We start from the raw sequence: 11,891 nt of genomic DNA, 5'->3' as shown, positions 1-11,891 counted from the left end.
GGCCGCCCGCCCCCGCCACGCCGCGCCGCGCCCAAACAGGCAGCCGCGCCTCGGTGCCCGCAAGCCGGCCCTTCCTCCTGCTCGCGGCAGCCCTCACCCTGTCCGCGTTCGCCCTCTACGCGGTCGTCATGGGGCTCGTCCCCTTGCTCCTCGCGCGCGGCGCCAGCCCCAGCACCGCCGCATGGGCCCTCGGGCTCGGCGGCCTCGGCCAGACCCTGGGCCGCACCCTGTACACCGGCCTCGCCGCCCGTTCCGGCATCCGGGCCCGCACGGCCACGTTGATCACCGCCGGCGGGATGACCACCGCTCTGCTCGCCGCCGTCCCCGGCCCGGTCCCCCTGCTGATCGCCCTGTCCGTCCTGGCCGGCACGGTCCGAGGGAACCTCACCCTCCTGCAGGCCACCGCCGTCACCGACCGCTGGGGCACCGCCCGCTACGGGCGTCTCTCCGCCCTGCTCGCCGCCCCGGTCACCATCGCCGGCGCCCTCGCCCCGTGGGCCGGTACGGCTCTCGCGCCACCTCTCGGCGGCTACCCGCACCTGTTCGCCGCCCTGGCCGCCGTCTCCGCCGCCGCCACCACCCTCGCCCTGGCCGCCGACCGATGCACGCCCGACCCCTGACACGGATCCGCAAGGAGTAACCGCGTCCGAACGCCGCGGGATCGCGAACCGGGCTGATTGACCGACAGGGGATCGGATCACCCCCCGCCGACCGGGGCCAGTCTCCCGCACCACGTCCGCCACAGCGATCAGGCCGGTCAAAGCGGCATTGCGTCGCTTTGACCGGCCTGAGTTGGCCGGTCGACCGGCGGGAGGGGGGTGGTGGCGTGGGTTTCCACGCCCCCACCCCGAGTCTGTCCCGCACACACCCCGGGCGATCGGGTGTACAGCGCTCAGGTGCGGCTCAGGGATCCGCAGGTGCCGGAGCGGCCCGTGCCGATCGGCTTGCTGCGGTCGTAGGGGTCGATGGCAGGGCCGGACGGGACCACGGAGGGGGTCGCGCTGCCGGAGGGGCTCGGCTCGGGATCCGTGTTGAACTGCGGGTGGAAGAAGCCGTCGTTGATTCCGCAGGCCGTGTTGCCGAGGTCGGACTCCCAGGTGATCAGCGGAAGGGTCCCGCGGGTGACGCGATAGCGCTGCGGGTCCAGGAGTTCGAAGGTGACCTTGCGTCGGGCGATGGTCCGGACGACCTCAGCCGCGGCGTTCTCCTGCTGCCGCACCCGGGTCAGGGGATAGACGAAGGTGTAGTCGGCGACGATCCGGGCGCCGCCGTACCTGCCCTTGCTCAGCGTCATATGGCCACGCACCTTGACGACGGAGCCGACCACCCGCACCTGGCGGGGGTCGAACCGGCTGAACAGGGTCAGGGGGTCGTGGCGGTCGCTCGGGTGGGCCAGGTACGTGCGTGCCACCTCCCGCATACCCGTCGCCGTGGGGTCGATGAGGTCGAGGGCCTTCTGGGGTGTGGCGCCGGCGAGTACGGACGGGTCGAGGTTGGACGCGACGAGGAAGTCCTTCGTCATCCGCAGCGCCTTGGCGACCTCCGCCTTGCTGCGTGTGCCGACCGCCCTGGCCGCGGGCAGCACGATGCCGTCCGCGCCGTCGGCGTACTGCTCGGCGGGCGAGCCGGCGAACGGCCGGTGCAGGGTGGGCGTGTCGGGGGTGGCCGCGAAGGACGGCGCCGCGGTGGGGGCGGCGGTCTCCGGCGGCAGCGGAGCGGACGAGGCCGAGGTGCCCCAGCCGTGACCGGCGAGAACGGACCGGACGCCCTGCGGGTTCAGCGCGGCCAGGACGAGCGCCACCGCCACGACGACGCCGAGCAGCCCCAGGATCTTGCGGCCGCGCGGCTTGCCGCCCTCCATCTCCCGCCATGCCGGCCCGGTGCGCCAGCCGTCGGGCAGGGCCGGCGCCTTGGGCTTGCGGCCGAACTTCGAGCGTTTCGCCGCCTTGGCCGCCTTCGCCGCCGCTTCGTCCTCCAGGCGCAGCCGCTCGGTGACCATCCGGGCCCGGGCGGAGGGTTCCTTGGGTGCACTGGCGCGGATGTCCGCTTCGGTGTCGCGGTTGAACTGCTCCCAGAGGTCGTCCGGCAGGGACGGCGGTTCTTCTCCGGGTGCGGCGGATCTGGAGGTCAAGGTACCGGCTCTCATCTTCGGTTGATCATTGAAGCGTCACATGTACTACCGAACGGGAGTTCGCACAAGCTGGCTTTGGATGATCGTTACCGTGGCATCGCCGGATGCCCGGAGCCGTTCCGTGATGCCGGTTCCGGGCCGGGTCCCCGGGCCGACCGGAAGGGGCGCCGCAGATCGCGGCGCCCCTTCGGAGTGGTCACTCGGCCGTGCGGATCAGCGACCGGAGGTCAGGGCCTGCCGCAGCACCTCGTGGACGTAGGTGTTGGCGTGCTTGCCGGTGAAGCGGTCGGAGAGCGGACCCTCAGCGGTGACGGGCACGTCGACGCCGGTGTGGCCGGACGTGGTCCAGTCGATGTAGAAGGACTTGTCGCTGCCGTGGATGGTGAACGGACCGTCCTCGGCCGAGATGCCGTCGCCGGACTCGTCGGAGGAGTCGGCCTCCTCCACGGCCAGGCCGCCGGTCTCGTGGTCGCCGGTGACGACCAGCAGGGTGTCGGGGTGGGTCGCGACATAGGCGCGGGCCACGGCGACCGCCTTCTCCAGCTCCTGCATGGACTGCAGGACCCGGGTGCCGTTGTTGGAGTGCGCGAACTCGTCCACGCCCTCCTCCTCGACCATGAGGAAGAAGCCCTTCTTGTTCTTGTCGAGCGTGCTCAGCGCCTTGCTGGTCATGGTGGACAGGCCGACCACCGGGCTGTACACGTCGCCCTGACCCTCGGCGCGCTGCTGGAACATCTCCTCGTTGGCGAACAGGCCCAGCAGCTTGCCGCCCTTGGCGCGGTCGAGCTGACCCGCGTCGGAGACGTAGGTGTAGCCGGCCTTCTGCGCCTGCTGGATCAGGTTGCCCTTGGTGCCCTTGCTCGCCTCGGACGGGTCCTCCGCGGGCTGGTCCTTGAAGGCGCCGGCGTTGCCCGCGGGCAGCCACCAGTCCTCGCCGCCGCCCAGGATCACATCAGGCTTGCTGACCTCGATGTACTGGCGGGCGATCTCGTCCTGGGCCGACCGGTTGGCGGTGTTGGAGAAGAAGGCGGCCGGGGACGCGTCGGTGACCTGAGCGGTGGTCACCAGACCGGTGGCCTTGCCGGCGGCCTTGGCCTGCTGGCCGAGGGTGGCCAGCGGGTTGCCGTCCACGTCGACGCTGATCGCACCGTTGTAGGTCTTCTCACCGGTGGCCCACGCGGTCGCCGCGGCGGCGGAGTCGGTGATCACGGCCTTGGGGTCGTCCGGGTCGGTGGTCAGCTGCCCGGAGACCGGGAGCTTGTCCATCCCCAGCTGGCCGCCCAGACCGGCCAGGTGCAGGCGGGCGGCCTGGCGGGCCGCGGCGCCCATGCCGTCGCCGTTGATGAAGATGACGTTCTTCGCGACCGGCTTCTTGCCCGTTTCGTGGGAGGGCGAGGCCGAGGCACCCAGCGTCGGGTTGACCACCATCGTCACCACCGCGGCGGCGGCGGCAGCAGCCGCCGGGGCCGCCAGGCGCCGGGCCTTGTTCACGCGCAGGGACACAAGGTCCTCCATAGTTCACTCTTTGCCATGTGCTGGGCGAGGTTTTGCCCTGCCTGGCCCGGGACTTTAGGAGTACTAGAAAGAACGCCGACGAAGAACGGATGGCCGTCACCCGACGGGATCACCCCTTCCCGGTGAACAAGACCCGGTCAGAGCGTCAGCCGGAGCCGGCAGCGGTGCAACCGGTTGCGGCAGCGTCCTCGTCGGAGCCCTCCGTGGGCGGTGCGGCCCGGCGGCGCACCGCGACCATGGCCACGTCGTCCCGCACCTCCCCGTCGGCGTGGACGGTCAGGTCGCTCATGAGACGCTCGATCAGGCGGTGCGGCTCGTCCGCGGCGAGCAGCGCGAAGCGGTCCACCGCGGGGTAGAAGGCGCCGGTCTGGTCGCGGGCCTCCAGGAGGCCGTCGGTGTGCAGCAGCAGGGTGTCCCCCGGCTCGAAGGCGAAGGTGTCGACCCGGTAGACCGGCTGGCCGCAGGTGCAGCCGAGGCCGAGCGGTGGTGCCGGCTGCGCCGCTTCCAGCAGGTCCACGGCCGAGCCGTGGGAGCGCATCGAGTCGGGGTGACCGCAGCTGATCACGCGGACGACGGCGAGGTCGTCGGGGATCTCCAGGATGAGCGCGGTGATGAACCGCTCGGCGGCGCAGCTGTCGGACTGGGCGGCGAGGTCGAGACGGCGGCGCACGCTGGCGTCCAGGGACAGCGCGAGGTGCTCCAGCCGTCCGTCGCGGTGCGCGGCTTCACGGAAGCAGCCGATGACGGCCGCCGCCTCGTCCACCGCTGCCAGGCCGTGCCCGCGTACGTCACCGATCAGCAGCCGTACCGTGTGGTCGACACGTTCGGCGGCGTACACGTCTCCGCCGATGTGCGCATGGGCGTCGGCCGAGCGGTAGGCGGTGGCGATCTCCAGACCCGCCACACGGCTGGGCAACGGCGGCAGCAGTGCCCGCTGGGCCGTCTCCGAGACGGAGCGGACGGCGCGGAGCAGCCGGTGGTCCGTCTCCCGCATGCGCCGCAGCACCAGCACCAGCACACAGACGACCAGCAGGACCGCGACGTCGATCGGCAGGGTCGGGGAGTTGCGCAGACCGACGTCGATGTCGATGGCGAGCACGCCCAGACAGGCCAGCACGGTCATGCCGATCGTGGTGCGCGCCTTCTCCGCCGCCGCGGTGAGGGCCGGCACCGTCACCAGCAGCGCCTCCAGGTGCATGTCCCCGGGGATGACCACGCCTCCGAAGGTGATGCCGAGCAGGGCGGCCGAGGCGACGCCGACCGCCAGGAGCGAGCGCAGCCGGACCTTGGAGAAGGCCACGGCGAGTCCGCGGAGGGTCGCGGCGCAGCCGGCGCCTCTGGTGACGGGGGTGTGCGTCGTCATGGGAGTCTCCTGCTGCGTACGTGGGGGGACGGGCCGGGTCGCAGGGCCGGACGGCGTCGGTGGACAGCTCCGGTCATCGGTGTCCCTCGTGTTGCCTGCGTGCGGCTGGTCGGGCGTGGAGGGGCCGGCGGAGGATCGGGCGGGTGTGCCCGCGCTGCCTGCGGACCGTGGCGTAGGCGGTGACTGTGGCGGCGGTGGGCCCTGGTGGCCCCGCCGGAGCCGGTCGGCTCCGGCGGGACCGTTCCACCGGCGCAACCGTGGGGAGCCGGCTGCGCCGGGGGCTGCCGTCGTCGGTCCGTCATTCGGGGATCCCGTCGTGGAGTTGGGCGAAGAGTTCTGTGATGTGGGCGCAGTCGACCGGGACGTCGATCACGGTGATACCGGGATCGCAGAGTCCGCCCGGGTCAAGGGACTTGCGTAGTTCGGCCTCGAAGGCGCCGATGGACTCGGTCCGCACCCCTCGGGCGCCGAACGCGCCGGCGTACAGGGTCATGTCGTAGTCACCGGGCCGGACTCCGGTGGGCCTGCCGTATCTGAGGTGCTCCTGGAACGCCACCATGTCGTAGGAGTTGTCCCGCATGACCACCTGGGTGATGTGCAGGCCCAGGCGGGTGGCGGTCTCCATCTCCGACGCGGTGGAGAGGAAGCCGCACTCTCCCGAGACGGACACCACCTGCGTCCCCGGCCGCAGCAGCGCGGCGCTCATCGCCCTCGGCAGGGCGACACCCGGGGGGTGCCGGCCGTTGGAGAGCAGGACGTGCCGCGGCTGGTGACCGCGGAGGTGACGGGCCGTGAAGAGGTGCGGGCCCAGGTCGGAGACCACGGTGGCCTGGTCGTCCACGAGGTCGGCGATCTTCATGACCACCGCGGCGGGGCTGAGTCCGGCAGCGGTGGGCGGGGCCTCCCGGGCCTCCTGGTCGATGGCGGCCAGGGCGGCACGCTGTGTCGCGACCGCCTCCCGGGTGCGGTCGCCGATCGGCAGCCCGGCCAGTGCGTCCGCGAGCTCGCTGAGCGTCGCGGCCACATCGCCCCGCAGCTCCAGAGCGGGCTGGTAGCGCCTGCTGATCCGGGCGGGCAGCGCGTCGATGTGGATGACGGTACGGGCCGGGTCGGTGTTCCACAGGCTCGGGTCGTACTCCATGGGGTCGTAGCCGACCGTGACCAGGACGTCGGCGTGGGCCAGCAGGACGTCTCCGGGCTGGTTGCGGAAGAGGCCGGCCCGGCCGCCGTACTGCTCCTCCAGTGCGCGTGGGACGACACCCGCCGCCTGGAAGGTCTCCACCACCGGCAGGCCTGTGGTACCGATCAGTTGGCGAAGCGCATCGCACGCCCGGCGTTCCGCCCCGCGCAGCCCGGCCAGCAGGACGGGTCGCCGCGCGGTGCGGATGATCTGTGCGGCACGGTGGATGTACTCGGCGGGAGCCGGGCCGGAGGAGGGCGGTATGTGCGGCTGGACGACGCCCGCGGATGTGGGCGCGGACGCAAGGGCGGCGGGCAGCACCACCGCGGCCGCCCCGCGGGGCGGGGTGACCGCCGTACGGAGGGCGTTGGCGATGACCTCGGGGACCTCGTCGGGGTCGTCCACCGCGTCGGTGTAGGTGGTGACCAGCCGCAGTGCGGCCAGGTCGTTCATCGACCGAAGGGTCCCACCGGAGCGGTCCCGGCGGGGTACGGCACTGTGCAGGGCGATCACCGGGTGCTGCTCGGTCGTCGCCGTGAGCAGAGCGGTCATCAGGTCGGTGGTGCCGGTTCCCGAGGTGACCAGGACAGCCCCGGGGGCGCCGGTCAGCAGCCCCACGGCGGAGGCCATCAGGGCCGCGTTCTGCTCGTGGCGGCAGACCACCAGTCCCAGGCCGCCGGCCGCCAGGGCGTCATGGACGGTGTCGAAGACAGCACCGGGGGCACTGAAGACGTACGGCACGCCGTACTTGGCCAGTGTCTCGCCCATGAGCTGGGCCGCGCTGACAGGTGGGGTGGACATGGGGCCCACCGCCTCTCTTGCTGGTGGGGGTCGCGCAACCACAGGAGGCGGTCGCTGCGCGCATGGTGACGCCTTGGCGCCGGTCGGGGGCGGTCGGCGCCCGGCACTCGGCCGGGACCGGACCACCACCCGGTTCGCCCACGGTGCTGAGGTCCCCTCGCGTGGGCACGGGCGGGACCGAGGCGGTACGCCCGCCTTCAGCGGTGCGGCGTGGGGGGCAGAGCCGGCTGTGTGCCGCCGGCTGCTCCTCCTCCACCGGATCACTTGCAACGCTAGGCGGCGCCCCAGCACGACGGCACCACGTGAACGCGTAGTCCTGCCGGCGGCGCGGCGTCAGGCCGGATCCGTGTCCTCGGGCGCCGGCTGGCTCTCCTGCAGCAACCGGGCGAGCTGAGTACGCGTGGTGACCTTGAACTTCCGGAAGACCTTGCGCAGGTGATAGTCGACCGTGCTGGCGCTGATGAACAGTCGGGAGGCGATCTCCGCGTTGGTGGCTCCCTCGGCGGCCAGCATCGCCACCCGTCGCTCCTGTGTGGTGAGCTGCTCGTCGAGGCGGGAGGGGCGCCTGCTGGTGGGTTCACCGGCCGCTGACAGCTCGTTGCGGGCACGGTCGGCGAAACGCTCCATGCCGAACCGCAGGAACATCTCGTGGGCCTCACGCAGGTGGTCCCGTGCCTCGACGTGGTGGCGCTCGCGCCGCAGCCACTCCCCGTACAGAAGGTGGGTGCGCGCCACCTCGGCATGGAGGCTGGTGTGCTCGAATTGGTCCAGAGCGGTGCGGTAGAGATCCTGGGCGTCCGCGCCGGTGGCCAGCAGGGCCTGGCAGTACGCCTGGAGCCCCGCGGCCCAGGGGTTGGAGCAGTGGCTGGTCGCCCGGCACAGCTCCTGCAGCGCCTCGTCGGCCAGTTCCGGGTGTCCGCTGCGCACGGCCGCCTCGACGAGTTCCGACAGCGCCCAGTTGCGCATCCGCTGGAGGCTGGAGTCGGCCCCGGCCAGCCGGGCGGCGTCCAGCGCCAGGTCGTACCGGCCCATGCTGTTGTGGAGCACGGCGGCACCCCAGCGCAGATAGGTCAGCGCCATGCCCTCGCCGCGGACCGTCGCGTCCCGGGTGGCGGTGCGGATCGCCGCGAGGGCCTCCTCCGCCCGGCCGCGGAAGACCGCCACGCCCACCTCCGCGTAGGCCACCGGGCCCGCCCCGGTCATCGCGAAGACGTCGGCGGTCGTCTCGGCCAGCGACGCGGCCTGCACGAGTTCCCCGCTCAGCAGGTGCAGCCCGGAGCGGGTGGCTGCGGCGATCGGAAGAATACTGAGCGCCCCCCGTTGCTGGCAGCACCGCAGCAGCCGCGAGGACAGCAGCTGCCAGGCATGCTCGTCCCACAGCAGCCCCGCGCAGTGGCCGGCCAGCCAGAGCCAGTACAGCTCCTCCTCGGGGGCCAGTTCCTCGGTGGTGAACGCCGACACCGCTCTGCGCATCAGCGGCACCGCGGCGTCGCGGCCTTCGGTGATCAGGAGTGTCAACCCGTCAAGCAGCAGATCGGGCGCGCGCGGCACCGACGGAGGGGGAACCCGGCGGGCGCTGCGGGCGACCTCCTCGACCATGCCCTCCTCGCCCAGCCGGCCGCCGAGCACTGCCGCTGCCAGAGCCTGCAGATAGACGTCCCTGGCCCTGGAGGCATCTATGGACTCGAAGCGGCGGGCGGCACACAGCAGTGCGGCGGCGGCGCCGCCGCCGAAACTCTGGGCGAGGGCGATCTGCCCGCGCAGCAGCTCACTGTTGGCGGCCCGCAGTGCGTCCGCAGGTCCCTGCTCGGCCACGGCGAGCAGGTGCAGGGCGCTGTCGTACGCCCCGGCCTGCTGTTTGGCGCGCGCTGCGCGCAGCGCACGCTCCGCCATGAGGGCGGGGTCGGCGGTGAGCTCGACCGCCCGCTCCAGGAACGCCCCTGCGGCGGCGAGCCCGCCGCGCGCCAGGGCCCGGTCAGCCGACCCTTCGAGCTCCGTTGCGGCTTCCTCGTCGAAGCCGCTGGCGGCCTGGGCGTCGTGCCAGGCACGCCGGTCCGGGTCCGAGGGGCCGGTGGCGTCGGCCAGCGCCCGGTGCGCGGCCCTTCGCTGCGACGGCGAGGCCGCCCGGTAGATGGCCGACCGCACCAGCGGATGACGGAAGACCACCTGGGTGCCGATGGACAGCAGCCCGTCGGTCTCGGCCGCCGTCGCGGCCGACGGCCCGATCCCCAGCCGGCCGGCCGCGCGCCACAGCAGCGCCGAGTCGCCGGTCGGCTCCGAGGCGGCCACCAGGAGCAGCATCCGGGTGGCCGGTGGAAGGTTGAGAGCCCGGCTGAGGAAGCTGTCCTCGATCCGCGTCGGCAGCGCCTCGTGGGCCGTCGGGCCGAAGCCGCCCACGAACTGGGCGGCCGTCCAGGTCTTGGGCAGTTCCAGCAGGGCCAGCGGATTGCCCCGGGCCTCCGCGGCGATCCGCTCCACGATGCGCTCGTCCAGGGGCACGTACAGAGCGGTGTGCAGCAGGGCGCGGGAGTCGCCGGGGCCGAGCCCGGTGAGCACCATCTCCTGCAACCCCTCCAGTTCGGTGACGGGGCCGCGGGTGGCGAAGACCAGGCCGAGGGGTTCCGCGCCGACGCGGTGCGCGACGAAGGCCAGCGCCTGGGCCGAACCGGAGTCGAGCCACTGGGCGTCGTCGATCACACAGATCACCGGCTGGCGGGTGGCCGCCTCGGACAACAGGCCCAGCACGGCCAGGCCCAGCATGAAACGGTCGGGCGCCGGACCCGTCCGCAGCCCGAACGCCGCAGCCAGGGCGTTCTGCTGCGGTTCGGGCAGGCGCTCCAGCGCGGTCATCAGCGGTGCGCACACCTGGTGCAGCACCCCGAAGGGCAGCTCCGCCTCCGCTTCGACACCCGCGGCCCGCACCACCCGGAAGCCGGCCGCGGTGGAAGCCATGTGGTCGAGCAGCGCGGACTTGCCGATACCGGGCTCGCCGAGGACGACGAGGGCGCCACCCCGACCGGACCTGACAGCGTCCTGCCATCGGTCGAACAACGCACATTCGGCGCGCCGGCCCAGGAACACCGCAGGACCGCCCGGCAGCAGCATGCTGCCAATCTACCCGCGCCCTGCGGCGCGCGCTTTCCCTGTCAGGGGGCCCGGGCGCCCCGGGGTGAGGGGCTTCGCCGTGGGCGCGGCATCCCCGGTGTTCGCCCTGCCCCGGGCCGGATCCCTGGTCCGGCCCGGGGGACGGACCGGACTCATAGGCACTGCTCCGTCCAGACGATCTTCCCGGTCGGGGTGTAGCGGGTCCCCACCGACCGGGTGAGCTGGGCGACGATGCACAGCCCACGGCCCGACGGGTCGCTGACGTCGGGGTGCCGCGGATGCGGGGCGGCGCTGCTGGTGTCCGCCACTTCGCAGATGAGCATGTGGTCCCGGATGAGACGCAGTTCCACCGGACCGCTGGAGTAACGGATGGCGTTGGTGACGAGTTCGCTGACCACCAGGGTGGTGCTGGCGTCCAGGCGGTCCAGCGTCCACGCCGCCAGCTGCCGTCGCGTCCAGTTGCGTGCCTCGGTCACGGCCGCGGGGTCGTGCGGGATGGGGAGGCTGGCCACGTCGTCGTCCGCGAGGGCCTGGGTGCGGGCGAGCAGCAGCGCCGGGCTGTCCTCGGTGAGCAACCGGTCCACCAGGACGTTCTCGTCGACCGGCCCGCCCGGCCACTCCGCGGCCGCCTGGAGCTGCGAGGGCTCCGGCGACTCCGGTTCCGGGCCGGGGCCGTGGCTGCTGAGCAGCAGGGTGGTGCCCGGGGAGACGTCGAACTCGGTGGTCTCGAAGAGGCGGTCCGACGCGCCCAGTGCGGGATGGGCGGCGACTTCGGGGGTGGTCACGGTCCCGTCCGTGGCGATCACATGGACGTCCACGGCGCCCGCACGGGAGATGGCGCAGTGCCTGGTCGCCGGGTCGTAGAGCAGGTACAGGCAGTGGTCGCCGCTCTCCTGGGCGCCGTCCGGAGCGACGGTGTCCCAGTCGGAGGAGGACCGCTCGTTCGCTGCCGCCGCGTTCGCCCTGGCCAGCAGCTCGGACGGTTCCATGTCCAGCGCTGCCAGCGCCCTGATCACCGCCCGCATCCGGCCCATCCAGGCTGCGGCGAGCAGTCCCTCGCCGTGGGCGACGCCCACCACCAGCGCGATACGTGCACCCGGTAGCGGGACGGCGTCGAACCACGCCCCGGGGGAGCCGTCGGGTGAGACCTGCCCATGGGCGGCCTCCACCGCGCTGACCTCGGGAAGTTCCTCCGGCAGCAGCGCATGCTGCAGGACCCGGCCCAGGGACTTCTCCTGGGCGCAGCGGCGTACCAGCTCCAGGCACCGGGCGGCGCGCGCCGCGAGGGCGCCGGCGACCCGTACGTCCTCCGCCCCGAAGGGCGGCGAGCCGGCGCGCCGGTACAGGGTCACCAGTCCGAGCGCGGCCCCGTCGACGGCCAGGGGCACCACGATCATGGACTGCATGCCGCCCTCGGCGATGCAGCGCGCCCGGGCCGGATCCCGCGCGAGCCAGTGCGGCTGTGGGCTCAGCTCCTGGACGACCCGGGGCCGCAGATCACGGACGCTCTTGAGGTACGGGGTCTTGGACGGCAGCCGGCTCACCTCGCCGATCATGTACGCGGCTCCACCGGCCGCGAGCGGGACCGCCCGGAAGGCGGCGCGGCGGAAGGCGGCATGGATGTCCCACGGGCCCGACGGGGCCGCCTCCCCGCGCAGGGCAAGCTCGGAGACCTCGACCGTGGCCAGGTCGGCCAGGCGTGGTACGGCCCTGTCGACCAGTGTCTCCGCGGTGTGGAAGATGTCCCGGGCGGCTTCCGTGGAAACGGCCGGGGGCAGGACGGGACCTGTCTCTTA

7 protein-coding genes are annotated in these 11,891 nt (G+C 72.9%); 1 reads left to right on the top strand and 6 read right to left on the bottom strand.

Annotated elements, in window-relative coordinates:
- Positions 1-620: MFS transporter (locus AOK09_RS24345; RefSeq protein ID WP_157876019.1), on the top strand; the 620-nt coding region annotated here is incomplete at its 5' end.
- 272 nt (positions 621-892) lie between these two features.
- Here AOK09_RS24345 and AOK09_RS24340 read toward each other — a convergent pair.
- From AOK09_RS24340 to AOK09_RS24315, 6 genes are all read right to left on the bottom strand, one after another.
- The gene (locus tag AOK09_RS24340) at positions 893-2,131 is read right to left on the bottom strand and encodes a hypothetical protein (protein ID WP_245687457.1); all 1,239 of its coding nucleotides are present in this window, start codon (positions 2,129-2,131) and stop codon (positions 893-895) included.
- Positions 2,132-2,344: 213 nt separating this feature from the next.
- Complete coding sequence (locus AOK09_RS24335; protein WP_245687456.1) at positions 2,345-3,646, bottom strand: alkaline phosphatase; 1,302 nt, start codon at positions 3,644-3,646, stop codon at positions 2,345-2,347.
- Positions 3,647-3,791: 145 nt separating this feature from the next.
- Positions 3,792-5,009, bottom strand: a complete 1,218-nt coding sequence (locus tag AOK09_RS24330; protein ID WP_055589378.1) for a PP2C family protein-serine/threonine phosphatase — start codon at positions 5,007-5,009, stop codon at positions 3,792-3,794.
- Between the two features lie 298 nt (positions 5,010-5,307).
- On the bottom strand, positions 5,308-6,990 hold the full coding sequence (alsS, locus tag AOK09_RS24325) for an acetolactate synthase AlsS (RefSeq protein WP_055589377.1): 1,683 nt from the start codon (positions 6,988-6,990) through the stop codon (positions 5,308-5,310).
- Positions 6,991-7,323: 333 nt separating this feature from the next.
- Positions 7,324-10,095: a helix-turn-helix transcriptional regulator gene (locus tag AOK09_RS24320; protein ID WP_055589376.1), complete on the bottom strand. Its 2,772-nt coding sequence runs from the start codon at positions 10,093-10,095 to the stop codon at positions 7,324-7,326.
- 152 nt (positions 10,096-10,247) lie between these two features.
- On the bottom strand, positions 10,248-11,651 hold the full coding sequence (locus AOK09_RS24315; RefSeq protein ID WP_055589375.1) for a SpoIIE family protein phosphatase: 1,404 nt from the start codon (positions 11,649-11,651) through the stop codon (positions 10,248-10,250).
- Positions 11,652-11,891 lie beyond the last annotated feature (240 nt).

Source organism: Peterkaempfera griseoplana, from assembly GCF_001418575.1.
In the GTDB taxonomy this organism is placed as follows: domain Bacteria; phylum Actinomycetota; class Actinomycetes; order Streptomycetales; family Streptomycetaceae; genus Peterkaempfera; species Peterkaempfera griseoplana.
This window is presented reverse-complemented; position numbering and strand designations above follow the sequence as displayed.

Bases quoted from the DNA above. Each gene is read 5' to 3' on its own strand.
- alsS (WP_055589377.1), bottom strand. From the start codon at position 6,990: ATGTCCACCCCACCTGTCAGCGCGGCCCAGCTCATGGGCGAGACACTG.
- AOK09_RS24315 (WP_055589375.1), bottom strand. From the start codon at position 11,651: ATGATCGGCGAGGTGAGCCGGCTGCCGTCCAAGACCCCGTACCTCAAG.
- AOK09_RS24330 (WP_055589378.1), bottom strand. From the start codon at position 5,009: ATGACGACGCACACCCCCGTCACCAGAGGCGCCGGCTGCGCCGCGACC.
- AOK09_RS24335 (WP_245687456.1), bottom strand. From the start codon at position 3,646: ATGGAGGACCTTGTGTCCCTGCGCGTGAACAAGGCCCGGCGCCTGGCG.
- AOK09_RS24320 (WP_055589376.1), bottom strand. From the start codon at position 10,095: ATGCTGCTGCCGGGCGGTCCTGCGGTGTTCCTGGGCCGGCGCGCCGAA.